This window comes from Rhizobium sp. C104, assembly GCF_022354505.1.
Classification (GTDB): Bacteria; Pseudomonadota; Alphaproteobacteria; order Rhizobiales; family Rhizobiaceae; genus Rhizobium; species Rhizobium redzepovicii.
On sequence record NZ_CP092348.1, the window covers coordinates 2,427,847 to 2,446,849 of the forward strand.

Annotated in this window: 19 protein-coding genes and 1 pseudogene; 8 read left to right on the forward strand and 12 right to left on the reverse strand. The window is 62.0% G+C overall.

The features are described 5' to 3' along the window. Window positions 1–33 precede the first annotated feature (33 nt). Genes MF410_RS13250 through MF410_RS13270 form a run of 5 tightly spaced genes read right to left on the reverse strand, consistent with a single transcriptional unit; the run spans window position 34 to window position 4,732 of the window. On the reverse strand, window positions 34–345 hold the full coding sequence (locus MF410_RS13250) for a hypothetical protein (RefSeq protein ID WP_097627435.1): 312 nt from the start codon (window positions 343–345) through the stop codon (window positions 34–36). A 13-nt stretch (window positions 346–358) separates the two neighbouring features. Beyond that, window positions 359–2,470 carry a hypothetical protein gene (locus MF410_RS13255; protein ID WP_097627433.1) on the reverse strand — a complete coding sequence of 704 codons (2,112 nt, stop codon included), beginning with the start codon at window positions 2,468–2,470 and terminating at the stop codon, window positions 359–361. Beyond that, window positions 2,470–4,041 carry a terminase gene (locus tag MF410_RS13260; RefSeq protein ID WP_097627431.1) on the reverse strand — a complete coding sequence of 524 codons (1,572 nt, stop codon included), beginning with the start codon at window positions 4,039–4,041 and terminating at the stop codon, window positions 2,470–2,472. Before MF410_RS13260 ends, MF410_RS13255 begins: the two co-directional genes overlap by 1 nt. Then, the gene (locus MF410_RS13265; RefSeq protein WP_097627429.1) at window positions 4,007–4,477 is read right to left on the reverse strand and encodes a terminase small subunit protein; all 471 of its coding nucleotides are present in this window, start codon (window positions 4,475–4,477) and stop codon (window positions 4,007–4,009) included. Before MF410_RS13265 ends, MF410_RS13260 begins: the two co-directional genes overlap by 35 nt. 18 nt (window positions 4,478–4,495) lie before the next feature. Next, on the reverse strand, window positions 4,496–4,732 hold the full coding sequence (locus tag MF410_RS13270; protein ID WP_064837378.1) for a hypothetical protein: 237 nt from the start codon (window positions 4,730–4,732) through the stop codon (window positions 4,496–4,498). A gap of 1,036 nt (window positions 4,733–5,768) precedes the next feature. Here MF410_RS13270 and MF410_RS13275 point away from each other — a divergent pair. Beyond that, complete coding sequence (locus tag MF410_RS13275; protein ID WP_097627427.1) at window positions 5,769–6,614, forward strand: dienelactone hydrolase family protein; 846 nt, start codon at window positions 5,769–5,771, stop codon at window positions 6,612–6,614. A gap of 214 nt (window positions 6,615–6,828) precedes the next feature. Here MF410_RS13275 and MF410_RS13280 read toward each other — a convergent pair whose 3' ends face one another. The 4 genes from MF410_RS13280 to MF410_RS13295 all read right to left on the reverse strand — a co-directional run bounded on the left by MF410_RS13280 (window position 6,829) and on the right by MF410_RS13295 (window position 9,372). Next, window positions 6,829–7,023, reverse strand: coding sequence for a hypothetical protein (locus tag MF410_RS13280; RefSeq protein WP_239619807.1), 195 nt, complete (start codon window positions 7,021–7,023; stop codon window positions 6,829–6,831). A 390-nt stretch (window positions 7,024–7,413) separates the two neighbouring features. Beyond that, entirely contained in the window at window positions 7,414–7,947 is a 534-nt protein-coding gene (locus MF410_RS13285) for a YidB family protein (RefSeq protein ID WP_097627425.1), read from the reverse strand. Between the two features lie 133 nt (window positions 7,948–8,080). Beyond that, entirely contained in the window at window positions 8,081–8,422 is a 342-nt protein-coding gene (locus MF410_RS13290; RefSeq protein WP_097627423.1) for a hypothetical protein, read from the reverse strand. A 203-nt stretch (window positions 8,423–8,625) separates the two neighbouring features. Continuing rightward, window positions 8,626–9,372, reverse strand: coding sequence for a glucose 1-dehydrogenase (locus MF410_RS13295; protein ID WP_097627421.1), 747 nt, complete (start codon window positions 9,370–9,372; stop codon window positions 8,626–8,628). 108 nt (window positions 9,373–9,480) lie between these two features. On the opposite strand from MF410_RS13295, the gene MF410_RS13300 reads away from it, so the two are divergent. Next, window positions 9,481–9,825, forward strand: a complete 345-nt coding sequence (locus MF410_RS13300) for a helix-turn-helix domain-containing protein (RefSeq protein WP_097627419.1) — start codon at window positions 9,481–9,483, stop codon at window positions 9,823–9,825. 76 nt (window positions 9,826–9,901) lie between these two features. Here the strand turns inward: MF410_RS13300 and MF410_RS13305 are convergent, their stop codons facing one another. Further along, a complete protein-coding gene (locus MF410_RS13305; protein WP_097627417.1) occupies window positions 9,902–10,309 on the reverse strand; it encodes a GFA family protein in 408 nt (135 codons plus the stop codon). Window positions 10,310–10,511: 202 nt separating this feature from the next. Next, complete coding sequence (locus MF410_RS13310) at window positions 10,512–11,000, reverse strand: RidA family protein (protein ID WP_097627415.1); 489 nt, start codon at window positions 10,998–11,000, stop codon at window positions 10,512–10,514. 188 nt (window positions 11,001–11,188) lie between these two features. Between MF410_RS13310 and MF410_RS13315 the strand changes: the two genes are divergently transcribed. The 6 genes and pseudogenes from MF410_RS13315 to MF410_RS13340 all read left to right on the forward strand — a co-directional run bounded on the left by MF410_RS13315 (window position 11,189) and on the right by MF410_RS13340 (window position 18,269). After that, on the forward strand, window positions 11,189–11,884 hold the full coding sequence (locus tag MF410_RS13315; RefSeq protein ID WP_097627413.1) for a TetR/AcrR family transcriptional regulator C-terminal domain-containing protein: 696 nt from the start codon (window positions 11,189–11,191) through the stop codon (window positions 11,882–11,884). 11 nt (window positions 11,885–11,895) lie between these two features. Next, complete coding sequence (locus MF410_RS13320; RefSeq protein WP_097627411.1) at window positions 11,896–12,330, forward strand: hypothetical protein; 435 nt, start codon at window positions 11,896–11,898, stop codon at window positions 12,328–12,330. A 346-nt stretch (window positions 12,331–12,676) separates the two neighbouring features. Further along, a pseudogene (locus MF410_RS13325) lies at window positions 12,677–14,589 on the forward strand (adenylate/guanylate cyclase domain-containing protein). Window positions 14,590–14,598: 9 nt separating this feature from the next. After that, a complete protein-coding gene (locus MF410_RS13330; RefSeq protein ID WP_097627408.1) occupies window positions 14,599–15,333 on the forward strand; it encodes a phosphotransferase in 735 nt (244 codons plus the stop codon). 253 nt (window positions 15,334–15,586) lie between these two features. Then, window positions 15,587–16,084 (forward strand): DinB family protein, encoded by a 498-nt coding sequence (locus tag MF410_RS13335; RefSeq protein WP_097627406.1) that lies wholly within the window; start codon window positions 15,587–15,589, stop codon window positions 16,082–16,084. Window positions 16,085–16,478: 394 nt separating this feature from the next. Next, complete coding sequence (locus MF410_RS13340; RefSeq protein ID WP_097627404.1) at window positions 16,479–18,269, forward strand: ABC transporter ATP-binding protein; 1,791 nt, start codon at window positions 16,479–16,481, stop codon at window positions 18,267–18,269. Window positions 18,270–18,570: 301 nt separating this feature from the next. Here MF410_RS13340 and MF410_RS13345 read toward each other — a convergent pair whose 3' ends face one another. Further along, window positions 18,571–18,912: an NIPSNAP family protein gene (locus tag MF410_RS13345; protein ID WP_097627400.1), complete on the reverse strand. Its 342-nt coding sequence runs from the start codon at window positions 18,910–18,912 to the stop codon at window positions 18,571–18,573. Window positions 18,913–19,003: the final 91 nt, after the last annotated feature.

The window sequence follows — 19,003 nt, forward strand, 5'->3', positions numbered from 1 at the left end:
GGAAATTTCCTATGTCGGGGATTGATTCCCGGTTCAGGCGTTGTATTCGGCGTGCACGCGCCGCAGTTCGTTGCGGATCGCCGTTCGATCCGTCTTCGGCTGCTCGATCGGCTGCGGCTTTTCATTGCCGATCTCGACTACGCCGGCTGCCCGGTAGGCCGAGCGCAGCCTGGCTTTCGAGGTGTAATGCTTTCCGTCATGCATCGACTGGATATCGATGTTGTCGCTGACGAAATGCGGCGCCGGCAGATCCGACTGCGCCGCATTTTGCGCCGGCAGGCAGTTCTGCGGCCATTGGTCGAGTGCGTGCCAGCCGCCGCAGACGCGGCAATAGCGTTCTCTCATTTCTTGCTCCCGTTCACTGATAGGCCGGCTGCGTCTGGAATTGCTGGCCCTGGATCTGCTGCCCCCGGATCTGCTGCAATGCCTGCGCCGCCATCTCGCCGCGCGCCTGCTCCACCGTGGCGCGATGCTCGATCTCGGCCTCTGCGACACTGAGTTCGGCCCTGCGCTGTTCGGCACCCGCCTTCACCTCGGCGGTTTTCAGCTTGAGCATTTCGCCGGGCGAAGGCTGCGGCTCCGGTTTTGGCGCGGCTGCCGCCTGGGAGAGCTGGGCTCCCACCTGCTCCAGCGTGCTTTCGAGCTGGCGGCCGGCCCGGAAGCCGCGGGCGGCAAAGAGCAGCGTCTCAACCATCACCGGCACCAGCATCGGGCTCTGCTGCGCCATGGCGCCGGCCTGCTGCATGAAGCCGCCGACCATCTGGACGAATTCCATGCGGCGCTGCTTTTCGGCATCCTCGTTAGCCTCGATCGTCGAATCCGTCTCGATCTCGATCTGGAAGCCGCGAATGCTGTCATTGCGCAGCAGTTGCACCACCTCGTCGATCGTCGGCTGCTGCATCATCTGCTGCAGCTGCGGCGGTATATCGGGCGGCGGTGGTGCGGGTTGCCCCATCTGCTGCGCCCGCATGGCCGCCTGCTGTGCCGCCATCTGCATCTGCTGCATCTGCATTTGCGCCTGCTGTTTCTCGGCCATCGTCGGCAGCTTGATGCCGCTCACCAGCATCAGCGTTTCCGGCTGGAACTGGTCGCAGATGATCTCGCCGGCAAGGCGGATGATGTCGCGGGCGAAGCGGGCAAGCTCGGCCTGGCGGTCGCGAATGCGGATCGAGCCCCACTGGCTCTTGATCCGCTGCGCCGTCGCGGTTTCGGAGGCCTGCGTGTCGCCGCGCACGATGTCCGAGATGCCGGTGATCTGGTAGACATCCTCGATCAGCTGCTTGCGCGCCTGCATGCAGGCGACGATCACCTTCTGCACCTCGTCGATCGGCAATGTCACGATCGCCTTCGAGCCGCCCTTGTCGGTGAAGGCCGCCCATTCGGGGATCGGCACCATCACCATGTCGTTCTCAGGCCGCATCGCCTTTTCGATCGCCGGCGAGACCGCGCCGTCGCCGGAGGGGTAAAAGACTTTCAGCCGCAGCTGATCGGTCAGCTTGTTGATGCGCTTGGTGAGAAGATCGATCTCCTCGCATTGCTGCTGGTAATAGACATAGTCGGGAACCGGGATCAGCGAGCTCGTCGACATCGTGCCGTAGGCCGGGCGCGGGCAAGGCCAGAAATGCGTCAGGTCGAGCGGCGGCTCGGAGACCTCGAGCGCCACCGGCGAACCGTCGGCGATCCAGACGGTGTAGTTCTCGCTCTTGCACCAGATTTCCCAGACATGGGTCTTGCCTTCATTCTCCAGGCGCTCGGCCTGGCTGACGCCCTTATTGCCGATTGAACCTTCGGCCGCCCGCGATGCCATGGCCTCGGGGCCGAAGCGCTTTTCCATCTCCTCGTCGGTCATCGGCACGCGCCGCGCCACCCAGGTCACATCCTTCCAGCGCCGCGCCGGCGAATGCAGGAAATCCGACCAGTGGACATAATCGATGCAGACACGCTCGTCGCTGATCGCTTCCGGCCGCGCCTCGCCCATCTCACCGGTCAAAGCCTCAGCCGCCGGGTCCGAGGGCTGGACGCCCATATCGAGCGGCTCGAAATCGGCCTCGTAACGCAGCCACACCGTGCCGCGGGCGCAGAGCAGGAAATCGTCGCGCACCGCCCGCATGATCGAATCGATATCGGCTTCATCGCCGGTATAGGCGAGATTGCGCTCGACCAGTTCCGAGGCAATGCGCGCCACCGGCTGTGCATCCTTGAAGCGGCGCTCGACCACCGGCTGCGGCACGCGGGCATAGACCGCCGGCTGCATCACCGAAGTATTGGCCCAGAGCATCGGAAACCGGCGCTTGGCGGCGCTCGTCTGGTCCGATTGCTGGTCGAGATAGATCTTCTCGATCTTGACGCAGCGGTCGTGCCAGGACTTGAAATAGCGCTGGGCGCGTTCCAGCTCCTGCTGCCAATGGGCGCCGACCTTTGCCGGGTCCCAGCGCTGCCCGCTCTCTGAAGCCGTTATTTCGTCTTCCATCAAACACGCTCGCTCTGTCTTGGGGTGGCATCGGCAAATTCGTTGAATGTCATCGTCTGGAATGTCGGCAGCGGCTTACGCTCTGGCTTCAGCGGTTCCGGCGCCAAGCCGGTGAAGATGATCGCCAGACCGCCGAAGGCATCCGCCCCATGCGACGCCCAGTTGTGCAGCGGCTCGTCGCGGAAGACGGCGAGATCCTCGTCCCAGTCCTTGCGGTAATTGCGCAGGCATTTGATGCCCTCGGCGCAGCCGGCCTGGTCGAACTCGATCTTTGCCAGGATGCGGCGGGTGGCGTTGATGCGGTCATGCACATAGGCGCGCTCGACCTTGCGCACCGTGCCGAGGCCGCGCGCCTTGACCTCCTTCAGCATGATTTCGATGCGGGTCATGCCGCCGCGCGTCCATTCGCGGACCTTGATGTCGTGCGGCATGTTGTGGACGCCGTAGACATAACCATTGTCGCCGCCGCGCCGCTCCAGCTCGCCGAGCATGCCGTCCATGCCGGTGCCGGTATGTTCGAAATAACCGATCATCCGGATACGGCCGGGCAGCACCTGAAACAGCCAGACGCTGTTGGTATCGTCCATGCCGATGTCGGAAATGGTGTGGACGGGATAACCTTCCACATGCGGGAAAACCCCGATGCGCTCCTCAGCGTCCGCCATCGCCATCTGATCGGCATAATAGGCGCCCTCAACACTTGCTTCGAAAGCCTCGGCCGGCGTCGAGGGATATTCGCGCTTCATGTCGCCGAGCTGGGTCTCTGCCTTCTTGACGTACCAGGCCTTCTGCCCCTCCGTCAGCGTGATGCCCTGTTCGGCCAGCTGGCCGAAATATTTGGCGAAAGCGTCGCCGATGATGACGCCCTGAGGCGCGATCGCATATTGCGGCTCCTTCCACCAGGGGAAGAAATGGAACTTGAAGTCGAGTTCGGTCAGCTCCAGCGCCTGGCGCTGCTTCACCTGGGCATCGTCGCAGAGCGCGTAAAAATGCCCTTCCTGGCCCTCCGCCGTGCTTTCGATGAACACAAGCTGGCCGGCCTGCACCGTATTCAGCGCGCCGGTGCGCACTTCCCGCGCCTTGTCGGGATATTTGGCGCACAGCTTGCCGTATTCGGAGATGTGCAGATATTGCAGCGTTCCCGAGCGCAGCGACGTGCCGACGCGGATGCTCGAATTGTTGGCGAGCAGCAGTTCGGCCTGGTTGGTCCGGACGATAGGCACGGCGTTGCGAATACCCTCGGGCAGATTGTCGTAGGGATATTTGACCTTGTCCCGGAAGATCGTCTGCACGTCGCCGAGCGTATGGGCGATGGTGCCGGCGCGGATATCCCGGTTGAAGACGCAGGCATCGAGCATGAAGATCTGGATGAAGGTGGTCAGGCCGAGCTGGCGGGCCTTCAGCAGCACGTTGAGGTAATGCATCTCCTCGAAAAACGTCATCTGCGTCCAGTTCATTTCAAACCTGACGCGCCGGCCGGATTTGTCGGTGATCCAGTAGAGATTGTTCAGCCGCCAGCGCCAGTCGGAAAACTGGTCAACCGCCGTTTGGAAGTCCGCGGGTTTTGCCATTGATATCTTCCAGCAATTGCGAGACTTCGCCGGTTGCGCCCTGTTCGGGCTCGGCTTTCGAGCCGTATTTCTTCGGCCTGAGCTTCTCGGCGACCCATTGGCGGGTGGCGATGCGCAGCTGCGAGCGCCGGATCGCCTCGCCATTCTCCTGCCAGCCGGTGGTCTCGCCGGCGGCGTTCTTCTTCTCGATCCAGTCATTGCTGCGGTCGTCGGCAATCTCGACCAGCTCGTCGACGAAGCCGTCGGCCAGGATCTCGCGGGCCAGCGCATAGCGCGCCCGAAACGCCGCCTTGCCGTCATCGGCGAGCCAGGAGAGCACCGTCGATTTCGCCGGCATATCCTCGTCCCGGCAGATCGACCGCAGGCTTTCCCGATCGGCAATGCGATCGCAGATCTTCTCGGCCAGCGCCTGGGTGAACTTGGTCGGTCTGCCCATGCTCTGCTTCCGAAAGGCTTAGAACAACGCGACGATATTGGACGCCGTCGTCCCGGTCAGCGCCACGATGGCCGCATGCACGGGCAGGATCGTCCCGGCCGGCACGCTCCTGAAAATGACCGGATCCATATCCCGCCGCGGCGCAATCGCCACATCGCCCGCCGTGCCGATATAAAGCGCCCGCGCGCCGACAATCGCACTATCATTCGGCGTCACCACGGCAGCCCGCGAGGCCGGCGCAATCGAAGCGTCCATTGCTGTTCTCCTTGTGAGGTGGTCTTCGATGTGGGCGGCCGCAGGGACTTAGCTCCGGTAGGCCTGGCGAAACGTCCACCCACCCTCCGTCATCCCAGGCCTCGAGCCTGGGATCCATGCCCACGTCTGGCAGAGGCCACGTGGATCTCGGGTCAAGCCCGAGGAGGACGGAGAAAGGGGTGAGCACTTTGTCAAACCCGCCGTGGCGTTCGGTGACTAGCCGTGCAGCCTCGGCGAATGCATGCGAGCGAAGAGCGATACCGACTTGATCATCGACATTGCCTTCGGATTCAATATTCGCAGCTTGGATTTACGGTAGTGATAAATGATCCGCCGGGGGGTGATCAAGCGCTAATGCGGCCCAGTTTAGAATGAAGCCTGCCCGCCCCAGTTGGCGGCAGCCCCTCCGGCGCCCGGCTGCGGAATTGGCGCAAACGCCACCCCACCCTCCGTCCTCCCCGGCCTTGGGCCGAGGATCCATGCCCGCCGCTGATGGAAGCCAGCGTGGACCTCGGGTCGAGCCCGAGGAGGACGGAGCAAGGGGTGAACTCTGTGGCAAACCTGCGATTGCGCTCAACGACCTTGGCCGGCTCGCAAGTCTTGGTGAGCAACGCATTCGGCGGCAAGGACGACACCGATTTGATCGTCATTCGGTAAGGATTCAAATTTTGCAGCTTGGATTTACGGTAGGCTTAACCGACTTGCCGGGGGGTGATCAAGGCCTTTCAAGCATAGCATGAGCGAGGCTCAGCCTAAACTCTGCTCTGCCCGACCCAGAATGCCCCGCTTTCCGATAAGTTTGGCGAAAACGCTACCCCACAGTCCTCCTCGGCCTTGAGCCGAGGATCCATGCCCGCCACTGATGGAAGCCAGCGTCGATCCTTCGGGGGCAAGCCCGAGGAGGATGGAGCAAGGGGTGAACTCTGTGAGAAATAGCGGTTGTGAACTCTTTCCCGCCCAACCCCATCAGCGCCTTTGCCAACCGTCAAGTCCGGCGTAAAATTGGCATTCTGTCGCTCAGACGATGGAGGCGTCAGTGAAAACCGCGAGACTTTTTCTTTGCCTTGTCGCCTGTCTCGGCATCACGCTTGCTGAAAACCCAGCCGATGCCGACGAAATGGTGCGGTTTGAAAGCGCTCCCGTCACGCTCAGCGCCTTTCGAATTCGCAAGGCTGCGGAACAAGGCAAAATCCTTTCGCAGCCGCCAGGCACGCCATTGCTCGGATATTTGTCCCGCCCTCCGGGCGACGGCCCGTTTCCGGCGGTCGTGATCATGCATGGATGCGACGGCATGCGTCCGAGCGTCAAGGACCTCTGGCCGAAGCGGCTGGTCTCCTGGGGTTACGTCGTGCTTGTTGTCGACAGCTTCACCACCCGCAATATCTTGGACACCTGCCGAAGCTCTCTGCCCGACCGGGTCTTCGACGCCTATGGCGCTTTGAATTTCCTATCGAAATCGAGCTTCGTCGATATCAGGCGCGTCGCACTGATGGGCTTTTCCACGGGCGGCACCGCGACGCTGGAGGCCACAAAGATCGAGGGGAACGAACAGCTGATGGAGCACAAATTCAAGGCGGCGGTCGCCTATTATCCGGCCTGCGCCGCCAGTCAGGGCGATGCGACGGTGCCGACCCTGATTTTAAGCGGTGACCGAGACAATTGGAGCCCGGCTGAGCCATGCCGCAAGAGGCTCGCCCGTATTGGTGATGATGCCCCGCCCATCGAGTTCAATCTCTACAAGGGCGTTTATCACAATTTTGATGCCGCGGAATTTGCGGTGGGAAGAAGGGTGCTGGGACATATCGAAAAATACAACCCGGACGCCGCGGCAAAGTCCATGCGCAGCGTTTACGCGTTTCTTCGGACATCCCTGTCGAGATAAAGGTCGGCCGCAATCGGCAAGACGCTGCCATGCGGAACGCCGAGTTCGGCATCACCCCCCAACCTCCGTCATTCCAGGCCGTGAGCCTGGAATCCATGCCACCGCTGATGGGGGCCGGCGTGGATCCCCGGGTCAAGCCCGAAGAGGACGGACCGTGGAGTGAACTCTGCGGTAAATCAGCGACGTATGGCATGCCCACCCGTCATCGGAGGCACTACCGCGAAAGCATCGCCTCTAATCGCCGTTGCAAGGCGGGATGTTCGGCAGATATGCGAACCTGACCAAGCGCGTAACGCATGGCGGGCGTAAACGGCAGCCAATGCTGCAGATGATCCAGCAGTTCATCCGACATCATGTCTTCGAGCGGGCCGGCGCCCAATTGACCGAGCGCCTCCTCGTGATCGGGCAATTTGGCTTGCTCGACAATGGCGAGAACCCGCTGATACCATATCTTTCGGATCGTGAAGCAGGATCGTCGACCAGTACCATCCGCCGGGATCCGCCAGATAGGCCTGGATATAGGCTTCAGCGGCAATCGATGGCTTTCCAAGGCCAACCATGTCAGGCAGCCAGGCAAGATCTGACGCGATGGCGCTGCGTGTGAAAACATGGGTTGCGGAAGTATCGGAGCTGCGATGTCTCTTGTTCACTTCGGGCGATCCGCGTTGATGGCAACAGGTGATTTATCGCGCCGCAGAATCTTCATCAAGTCCGACCACAATTGTCGAGTCCACTGTGGCGAAACGCGCGGCCCCGGCAGGTCGCGCGCGCTTTCATCGCCATCACTTTTATCGCAAGTTCAGATGCTGCTCGGCCGCCCGGAGGTGGTCGATTGGCTCGCCGACGACAGAAAATCCTCGTCGGCGGTCGGCAGCTTTCCCTCAGGCGTCAAATCATCGACGGCCTTGGGGAGATCGCGGCTCAGCCGCCCGAGAATCTCGTCTCGCGACAGGCCGGTATTCCGGGCAATCTCGTTCAGGACATCGGGGCCAAGGGCTTCGGCGAGCTGGCCATCATTGATCTCGGCATTCTGGCCGGGTTTTACCCATGAGTCGATCTTGTCGCCATGGCCGTTCTGCTGAAAGGTCTTGAGCAGATCGCCGAGACCGCCGCTGACGATGCCACCGGAGGTCAGCCCGCCGAGAAGGCCGCCAAGACCACCCGAACCGCCCAGCCCGCCGAGGATGCCGCCAAGCCCGCCCGGCTGCTGGCCGCCGGAGCCGGCCGACTGCGGGTTCTGAATGCCGCGCAGGAGTTCCCCGATCTTGTCTCTGTTCTGGTAGCCGGCAACGGCAAGAACGGCGAGAAGCGCCTTCAATTGACCGCTCATCATGATGAATCCTCCCAAGGTTCAAAGAGTGCAGCCGACCCGTGCAGAGCGCTGCATGGGCAGCAATGTCCGGCGCGCCCAAAGGTTCCGCGCCGCGCTCTCAAACCCGGCCCGTCCAACTCGTCACTGACGCAGTTCAGATTTCCGGGCAGCCCCGCCGGTTGGCAAAGGTCATCCGATCTGGTCCCCGGCGCGTCATCCCCTGGACGACGATGCTGCGGGGCGACATGCGGACGATCTGTGCCCGGCGAAGTCCTTCGCTGCGGGCGATGTCGAGCGCATCGTTGGGATCGCAGCCGCGCCGACCTCGGCGTTCATATCCGTCATAGCGGTCAAGATCACGGTCGCGATCGTAAACACCGACACCGCCAGGGCCGACCCGCAATTCCAGATCCTGCGCAGCCACGATCGCCGGCGAGATCGTCAAGCCGGTCATGGCGGCGAGGCCAACCAGGATGAATTGAAGAGATTTCCGCATGAGTTTCTCCCAGGGTTTTGCGCTGTATCGCAATACCAACCTCGCCATGCCGACTTTGTTCCTGAAGGCTAAGGGCCTGGGCCTTTGGTCGGAATGTGCGGCGCGGCTTACCTATGCGGGAGCTTTTGGTTGCCATGGAAGTGTTAGGCTCTCTCCGGCGGGCAGCGCGCGCCCCGTCGAGACGCGCGCGCCATCAGCCAGCCTTAGCGAAAACCACCGCTGGCAGCCAGCCGCTCGCCGGTCATCCAGCGGGCGTCGTCGGAAGCGAGGAAGACGGCGACGCCGGCGATATCATCCGGCTGGCCGACGCGGCCGAGCGGCGTCTGGCCGACGACGACCTGCTCGAAATCCGAGCCGATGACGCCGGCCGTGTGTGCGCCCTCGGTCTCGACCATTCCAGGCAGGATGGCGTTGACGCGGATCTTGCGCGGGCCGAGTTCCTTGGCGAGCACGCTGTTGATGCCCTCCAGGGCGCCCTTGGTGCCGGTGTAGACGGCAGAGGCCGGCGGCGCCATGCTGGTGACCACCGAGGAGATGTTGATGACGCTGCCGCCCTCGCCGAGATGCTTGACCGCCGCCTGGGTGGTCAGGAGAACGCCGAGAACGTTGACGTCGAAGATGCGGCGATAATGTTCCTCGGTCACTTCCTCGATCGACGCGAATTCATAGACGCCCGAATTGTTGACCAGCACGTCGAGCTTGCCGAATTGCTTGACGGCGGCATCGACGAGGCCCTGCGCCTGTTCGGCCTTCGAGACGTCGCCCTGCACGGCGATCGCCTTGCCGCCGGCGGCGCTGATTGCGTCAACCACGGCGTCTGCTCCGGCCTTGCTCGAAGCGTAATTCACCACCACTTGCGCACCTTCGGCCGCAAGCGCCTTGGCAATCGCGGCGCCGATGCCTTTGGAGGCCCCCGTGACCACAGCGACCTTTCCCGTAAGCTTAGCCATATCCAATTCCTTCTGATCCGGACTGCCGCCGAAACTGGCGGCCTTGTTCCGTAGTTCAGAAATTCGGAACTGTTGATCTTGATGTCAAGTGTCGCTATATAAAATTTGATGAGACCGCTTTTTCACCCCGCATTGGAGGACATCCGGCCCGAAGCGATCCTCTATGCGCTTTCCGATCCGGAGCGCGCCGCAATTTTCGCCTGGCTTTCCGGTGCCGGCTGCGGCAGGACCTGTTCGGCACTTGGCCAACTCGGCGAGCGCGTCATCCCGAAGTCGTCGCTGTCGAACCATTTCAAAGTGCTGCGCGAATCCGGCCTGATCCTCAGCGAACGCCAGGGTATCGAGATGCGCAATCAAACCCGCTGCGCCGAGCTGGACGAGCGTTTCCCCGGCCTGATCAAGGCCATTCTGACGGCTTACGGAGAGCTTCCGGGGCAGCCGAAGGCGGATTGAGCCGTCGGCAGACCGCTTGGCGAAACCCCCGCGCCCTGACTTCCGTCATTCCAGGTCTTCAGCTGCTCGAACGAATTCACTCGTCGGCATGACGCTCGATTGCCTCGGCCAGATCGATCCAGTGCGGGCGACTATTCCACCAATGAACATGATCCGGCGCGGGAAAGGATGGATCGGCAAATGTGCCGCCCGCGATGACGACCGAACCGGGGAAGTATGTTCCGGATTTCGAAAATCCACCGCCGCCGCAGATCCGGCAAAACGCTTTCATCACATCAGCTGTGCTTTCGCCCTGCGGATACCATACGGAATAGTCTCCGGAAACGACCCGGACATTCTCCTCGCGGAACCATACATTGTGTGAAAGCGCGCTGCCGGATGCACGCTGACAACGTCTGCAGGTGCATATGTGGTTGTGCAAAGGATCGCCATCGACCTCCAGGGACAGGGCGCCGCAGCTGCACTTGGCATGAAAGATCGGCATGTGATTGTTCCGTGTTGACAGACGGTTGTCGATCTTACGGTTCTGCAATCGACAAGGTCCATCGGAAATTTCAAGCCTTTCGATGCGAAATCGTCCGTCCGGTACATCCCCCTGCAGCCGCGCAGAATTTCATGCTGCCCGCGGGCCAGTCCGCTCGCGAGCTTGCTTCGCTTTCGAAAGCTGGCGAGCTGCAGTCCCATCGCTAATCCAGAACAACGACGGCTTCGACCTCGAAGAGCATGGGGTCGATCGCCAGCTTGGGAACGGGAATCAAGGTCTGCGCCGGCAGAGCTGCGCCGAACATCGCCTTGACGTTCTCGGTCAACACCGGAAGCTTGGACATATCGTGGTCGACCACGAAGACCGTCAGCTTGGCGACCTGATCCGGCCTGGCGCCGAGTGCATCGAGGGCGGTGCGCAAATTGGCATAGGCCTGCTTCACCTGGACGGCGAAATCGGGCGACAGGGCGCCGGTGCTGTCCTGGCCGCCCTGCCCGGAGATATAGGCCAGCCGGCCTTGCCTCGGCACGATCACCGCCGTGCTGTAGCCGTTCGGCGAGGGGTCGTAGAAATTTTTCGGATTGACGATGGTCAGCTTGAGATCGTTCTCGTTGGCCATCGCTGCAGCCGGAATTCCAATGGTCATGATGATGAGCCCTCCAATGAGCAGATGCTTGATTGCGCGTGACATGATTTTCTCTTGAGCTTTAAGGACTGCGGGCCGCCTCACCGCGGCCCGCAATTGATTTGCCGCCGATACGACTGACTCGTACGACGTACGATTAACTCGCATCGTACACTGTACGAGTCGAATCCGTCGGGATCGACATTCATCGCATTGTCGGCTTAAATCGACGTTCTGATTGGCAGGGAAAACGGATGGCAGCCAAACGCAGCGGCGGGCAGAGCAAGCAGTCTGAACGTAAAGTGCCTCCGCCATCCGGGCCGGAACCGCGCAGCGAACAGCCCCTCTCGCTGGAACGGATCGTCGCGACCGCGGTCGAGCTTTTGGATAGCGAAGGAATTGACGGATTGAAGATGCGCCGGCTGGCCGATTGCCTCGGCGCCGGTGCGATGAGCCTTTACTGGCACGTCGGCAACAAGGAGGAGGTCTTCGATCTGGCGCTGGATTCGGTGCTCGCATATCGCGGCCCGGTGCCAATCGATGCGTCTCAGGACTGGCGCGGCGAAGTCGTTCACATGCTGAAAGACTGGCGCGCCGGCATGCTGCGCCATCCCTGGTCGGCAGCGCTGCTGCCACGCCGGGCGCTCGGCCCGAACATCCTTGCTCGCCTGGAACTGCTGAGCAGCACCCTGTCCAGAGCCGGCGTGGCCGACGCCGATCTGAACGTCGCGATCTGGTCGCTCTGGAACTATGTGATCGGCGCGACCACCACCCGGGCAAGCTTCGACCTCTCGGACGACGACAGAGCCGCCGCGCAGCAGCGCCTCACAAGTCTCAGCCAACACTACCCCACCATCGAACGCTCCCGGCTGCTGCTGGACAATGATTGGGACGGCGCCTTCAGCAAAGGCCTCGACTTCCTGCTCGATGGCCTCGTTCCCAAACAATGAAGGGAAGTGAATTGTTTCGTTATGTCTGCGGCCTAATATTCGCCTGCGTGCCGCTCGTTGCCGCCAAAGCCGCATCTCCAAATCTTTGCCGAAACAGTTTCAAGCCGAACGAACCGATCGAGTCGCGATTCATGGGAATCGACTACGCGCTGATGGTGCATGTCCTGGCGGAGAAATATTGCGGAGTAGAGCCGAAGCCGATGCGTCCACGATTTTTGGGATATATCCAAAAACAGGGCTGTCCTCCGGGAACCGAGATCTATTCGGACGTCGAGGAGGCAATCGCAAAATTGGAGGGCGCGAGCTTGCGGGTTCTCGCCGAAGCAGAAGCCCCTGACCTGCCGATATCAGAACGGCAGGTGCAGGACTGGGCATCGAGCGCTACGAAAGAGCTTGGTGGATGCGACGCGCTGAAAAACGCTCATGATGCCGAGCTTCAGCGGTAAGGCGCACACGCCATCTCTTTGGCAAGACGCACCCCCACCCTCCGTCGTCCCAGGCCTTGAGTCTGGGATTCCATGGCCCCCGCTGGTGAGGCCGGCGTGGATCCTCGGGGCAGGCCCGCGGAGGATGGAGGGTGGGGTGAGCTCAGTGGCAAACTCAGCGACGTTCGTAGCTCAGCCTCCATTACCCCGGCATCGCGCAGCAACAGCCAAATTCCCAGGGCGGGAGCGCTGGTATCACCAGCTTGTGCAAGCCTTCAAAAAGCAGTTAGCTGGCATCGTTGGGTAGGGCATGCCGGGCAGGCATTGCGCTACCTGCTGAGACAGGTCCGCATTTCGGGGAAATCGCGTGCGCTGGTCCAAACCGCTCAGACTGCATCTCGGCGTCCTGGTCGTCGCGTCGCTGCTTTGCACATCGGCGCCGATCATCTGGATGGCATTCAGCCATGGAACCGAAGCTGCGGTCAGCGCCGGCGCGCAGCAGATGCGGGCGATGAGCTTGCGGCTGATCGAGGGATACCGCAATACGCTGCAGGGCGGTACCGAGGCCGTGGCGCTGGCCTCCACCCTGCCGCAGCTCATTTCCCCGCCGCCTGAGGATATCAAGGATAAACAGCAATTCTTTCAGGAGGTTCTGCGAAACGTCCCGAACGCCACCAGCGTTTACGCCGGCTATCCCGATGGCTCCTACCTGCAGGTGATCAACACGGCCCGGCGCGACGTCCGCCAGACGCTGGCCGCACCCGATGGTACGGCTTTCGCGATTAGAATGATCGCACGGCGACCAGCGGCCGATATCGTCTCGACGCTTGGTTTTCTCGACAGCGATGCAAAGCCGATCGCGGAGCGCACGATCGAGGATACATCCTTCGATCCGCGGCAACGCCCCTGGTATCGATCCGTCATTCAGGACGGCGCGCCGGTGTCCGTCGGGCCCTATATCACCGGGACGCTGAATGTTCCGACGCTGACGATCGCAGCCCCGCTGCGGGACGACGGCAAGGTGGTGCTCGGCATCAACATTCACCTGCAGACCGTCAGCCGGCTGCTCGACGCAGCTGAGATCTCGCCGCGGGCCCGCGCCTACATCATCGATGCCGACGGCAATCTCGTCGCCCATTCCGACCCTGATATCATGAGCAGGATCATCGCATTATGGTCGAGAACATCAGGCGCCTTTGCCACGACGGCAAACGGTTTCGACCCGAGCCTTAAAACCGTGGTGCGGCTCAGGCAGGACCCGGCCTTTGCCGGCGGTGGCCTGGCGCGGGTCGATTTCGATGGCGAAACCTATCTTGTGCAGATCGCCCCGGTCAGCGTCTCCGGCCTGTTCACGGGCAGCGTGGCTGCCATCGTCGTGCCGCTGGCGGATCTGGTGGCGGAAGCCCATCGGCTGCTGGTGCGCAATCTCTTCATTGCCGCCGCCTTGGTGATCGCCGGTGTCGGCGCCTCGGTGCTGCTGTCGCGCATGGTCAGCCGCTCGCTCTATCGGCTGGCCGACGAGGCGCGCAGGATCGGCGATCTGGATGTGGGGAGAAACCGATGGCCCACTCCTGGATCAGCGAGATCAACACGCTGGCAAACGCCCTGGCGGCCAGCCGTCATGCCATCGGTCAGTTTGCGCTTTATGTGCCGCGTGAAGTGGTCCGGCAGATCGTCAACCCCGAGACGAGAGCGATCGTCAGGGCGAAGCGACAGGATGTGACGGTGCTGTTCACCGACATCAAAGACTTCACGACCATCGCGGAACAACATTCGCCCGAGGAGGTGGTCGACACGCTTTCTGCCTATTTCGAACTGCTGAACACCATCGCCGAGCGCCATGGCGGGGCCGTCGTGCAATATCTCGGCGATTCCATTTTCGTCATGTGGAACGCCCCGGTCGACGATATCAGCCATGCCGAACATGGTTGTCGATGCGCCCTGGCCATGAAAGCGGCGGTCGACGGGTTGAACGAAGCCAATCTCAGCAATGGCCGCCCCGAGCTTTTGACTCGATTTGGATTGCACACCGGCCCGGCAGTCGTCGGCAGCTTCGGGGCGATTTCGCGCCAGCAATATACGGCGATGGGCGATACGATCAATGTGGCGTCACGGCTCGAAGGCATGAACAAGGAGCTGAACACATCGATCCTGGTCAGCGCCGCCACCCGCGACGCCGTCGCCGACCGCTTCACCTTCCGCCCCCTCGGCCTCGCCCCGGTCAAGGGACGCGCTGAGAAGGTCGACATTTGGGAGCTTGTCGGGGAAATCAAAGACTGAGGATTATGTATGGGATGGGAAGCGCTGGAGCTGTGGGGCAAGGACGCGGTTCGCATCGAAAGGCTCTCCGGCGGAGTTGCCAATGATGTCTGGAGCCTGCGCATCCGCGGCCAACTTGCAGTCGGTCGTCTGGGGACCAGGAGCGACGCTGATCTCGCTTGGGAAGCAGAACTCCTACGCCACCTCGACCGCGAAGGTCTGAGCGTGCCGGTGCCGATCCCGACGGCCGATGGCCGCCTCTTCGCCGATGGTCTGACAGTGATGGAATACATGCAGGGCGGGCCGCCCGAGACGGAGGCCGACTGGCGTCGCGTGGCCGAGACACTGCGCGAGTTGCATCGGTTGACGCAGGGCTGGCCGCAGCGCCCAGCTTGGCGATCCTCGACTGACCTCCTGCACGCCGAAACGGGGACGAGGATCGACCTTGCCGCGATGCCGCCAAATGGCGTCGCCCGATGCCGCGCGGCGTGGGCGCGGCTTGTCGGTCGCGAAACAAGCGTCGTCCACGGCAACCCGACCAACCCCGGCAACATCCGCATGACCGCAAACCGCGTCGCCCTGATCGACTGGGATGAGTCGCATGTCGACGTGCCCGACCTTGACCTCGTCCTGCCCCACAATGCAGCCGGTCTGGAAGGCATCGCCTATGACATCGCCGCGCAAGCATCGGCAGCATGGGAAGCCGCCATCTGCTGGGACGACGAATACGCCGTCAAGCGGCTTGCCGAAGTTCGCACGCTCTGAGCAGTTTCGGCGAACCGACGGGCTGCGTCGGGAACCTCCCGCGACGACCTGCCCCGTGAACGGAAGACCCTTGAAAAGAAAAAATGTCATCAGCAATTTGCGGCGAGGCCGTTTCAGGATAGACTGATCGCTGTCCGTGCCCTCTCGCACGGCACGCCTTCATTGGCGCAGGCGACAGAGCACGAACGGCCCCATGGGTCTTCCCTGCAATCGCCACCCTCCCCCCATCATCGCTAACCAGGAGCCCGAGACAATGATCTCAGCCGACTATTGCCGACTCATGGCCCGCTACAACAGCTGGCAGAACACCTCACTCGTCACCGCCGCCGACGGGCTGACGCATGCGGAGCGCTGGAAGGATCGGGGGGCGTTCTTCCAATCGATCGCCGCGACGCTGAACCATCTTTATTGGGCCGACGCCCTCATCCTCGCGCGATTGAAGGGCAATGAGCGGCCCGAGGAAACCATCACGCACTCGCTGACAAGCCCGTCGGATTGGGATGCGTTCAAGGTCCTGCGGCTGCAACGCAACGCCGAAATCGAAGCCTGGGCGCGAGGATTGCGTGACGCGGAGCTCGACGGCATCCTTGTCTGGTATCCCGGCGATGGTGCAACGCGGGTCGAGAAGCCGAAGGCCAACTGTGCGATCGAACTTTTCAACCACCAGACCCACCACCGTGGCCAGGTCCACGCGATGCTGACGGCAGCGGGCGCAAAACCGGAGCCGACCGACCTTTCGCGTCTGGCGTAGTATTTCCGCCATCGGCTCGGCGAACCCGCCTGCAAACGGCGGCGCGTAAACCTGCACGTTGAAGATTGTGTCGTTTTCGCATCACTTTCTGTCAGGTTGCAAATTCCCGGTTGGCAAGCGCGGTTGCCTTCGCTACAAGAGGCTCACCGCGTCAGATCGAACAAAAGGGAGGCGTTGCATGACATCATCAGCAATCACCAAAATCCTCCCGTGCGGAATGAACCGACACTAGGTCATTTCCATTCGCGGCCCGCCTCCAGCGCGCCCGACATGCGGTTTTCTCTCTCTTCATAGCCCGATGATCTGACGGGATCATTTTGTCTCCCGCTTGGGCTGTGCCATTTAACTCTCGATTTTGAGGACCGGTTGCCGATATGCGGCCGGGTTGGTTCGAATGACTCGCAAGAAGCTCGATTTCCGCGCCGATGCCTATCGCAACGTGCTCGGCTTTATCTTTCATCATTGGAGCCACCGGCCTGGATTGGTGGGTCTCATCATCGTGCTCGTGATCTCAAGCACGCTCGCCGAAGTCATGGTGCCGGTCTTTTCAGGCCAGATCGTCGATGCCATCGCCGGCGGCAATCCGGCCGACAGCGCCCTCAGCGCCTTCGTCATCGTCGTCGCCTTGGGCTTCACCAGCGTGGCGCTGCGCTATTTCATCTTCAACGGCATCATCCGGCTGACGCTGCGCACCATGGCGGATGTGACCAATGGCGGCTTCCACAAGGTGCAGCGCTTCTCCACCGACTGGCACGCCAACAGCTTTGCCGGCTCGACCGTACGCAAGATTACCCGCGGCATGTGGGCGCTGGATTCGCTGAACGACCTGCTGCTGGTCGCCCTCCTGCCGTCGATCGTCATGCTGGTCGGCGCCAGCATCGTGCTCGGCAGCTATTGGCCGGTCATGGGCCTGATCGTCAGCCTCGGATCGCTGATCTATATCGGCGTCACCGTGGCGCTTTCCATGGGCTTCGTGTCGCCGGCGGCAAGGCTTGCCAATGCCTGGGACACCAAGCTCGGCGGGGCGCTCGCCGATGCAATCAGCTGCAACTCGGTGGTCAAGGCATTCGGTGCCGAAAACCGCGAGGAGACCCGGCTCGGCCGTGTGCTCGGCACGTGGGACAGCCGCACGCGGCGGACATGGAAGCGCGGCACATTGAGCGGCACGATCCAGGGCTTCATGATGGTCTCCATGCAGGCCGGCATTCTGGGCACGGGCCTCATCATGTGGCAGCAGGGGCTGGCGACGCCTGGAGACGTCACCTTCGTGCTCGCGATGTTCTTCGTCCTGCAGGGCTATCTGCGCAATGTCGGCCAGGACATCCGCAACCTGCAGCGTGCCGTCAACGACATGGAAGAGCTGGTGCTGCTCGACAAGATGCCGCTCGGCATCGAGGACAGGCCGGGCGCGACGCCCATCGCGATCGACCAGGGCGAGATCGTCTTCGATCGCATCACCTTCCAGTATGGCGCGCATCCCAGCCCGCTTTATGAGGACTTTTCGGTCACCATCAAACCGGGCGAGCGTGTGGGCCTTGTGGGCCATTCGGGTTCGGGCAAGACGACCTTCGTCAAGCTCATCCAGCGTCTCTACGACGTGAATTCGGGCTCGATCCGCATCGACGGACAGAATATCGCCGAGGTGAGGCAATCCAGCCTGCGCAGCCAGATCGCCATCGTGCAGCAGGAGCCGATCCTGTTTCACCGCACGCTGGCCGAGAACATCGCCTATGCCAGGCCGAATGCCTCGCGGCGCGAAATCGAGCAGGCGGCGAAGCAGGCGAGCGCCCACGACTTCATCCTGAGCCTTCCCAAGGGCTATGAGACGATGGTGGGAGAACGCGGCGTCAAACTCTCGGGCGGCGAGCGGCAGCGCGTCGCCATCGCCCGCGCCTTCTTGGCCGATGCACCGATCCTGATCCTCGACGAGGCGACCTCCAGCCTCGACAGCGAGAGCGAAGTGCAGATCCAGCAGGCGATGGAACGCCTGATGGACGGCCGCACCACACTGGTCGTCGCCCACCGCCTGTCAACGGTGAGGGCGCTCGACCGGCTGCTGGTCTTCGACAAGGGCGAAATCGTCGAAGAAGGCGACCACCAGGCGCTGATCCGCCGCCCCGACGGCATCTACCGCCGGCTGTTCGAGCGGCAGGCGCTGGAGCTGACCAAGGGCCTGGTGGCCTGAACCGAAACGCCAGGGCTATGCTCTGGCGTTTCCTTTTTGCGGCTCAACGCACAATGGCTGCGCTGTTCGGCAGATGGCGGTGGTCCCGGCGGGAGCCCGCTTCGTGCAGATTGCGCCATTTGCGCACGACGGCCCGCACTCATGCAGAAACACATCCGAACCACTTCTCAATGAACTGCGTTCGGAGTTTCTAGGGCATGTCGCGCAAAAGTGTGCCGCGGTTTTGCGGCAACGACATGCGTAAAAACAAAGAGCTAAAGCACGTCGCATGAATCAAATTTGGCACGACGCGCTTTAGCCGTTATTCCGACGGTTTGGAGAAGCTGCGGTAGAAGCGTGTCGGCTGCAGCAGCGAACTGGCGATGTTGGCGACGATCGGCCCATCCGCCTCGCTCTTCGCCCTCGCTTCCTGCCACTCGCGATCGGCGATGAACTCGGCCCATTTCTGCTCGCGCTCCGAAAGCGACCGCCATTCGAGCAAGTAGGTCAGATCGTTGCTGGAAGGACCGATCATCGTCGTCCAGAAGCCGAGTGAGCGGATGCCGAGCCGTTCCCAAATCGCCAGCGTCGCGGTCTCGAAACGCTGCTGCAGTGCCGGCAATCTCCCCGGCAGACATGTATAGATGCGCAATTCGTGGATCATCGGATGCTCTTCATGTTGGATCAGGCAAGATCGTCCATATCGTTCAGCGCCGGAAAAAGCGAGGGCCGTTGCCGGCGCAATCGAGCCTTGC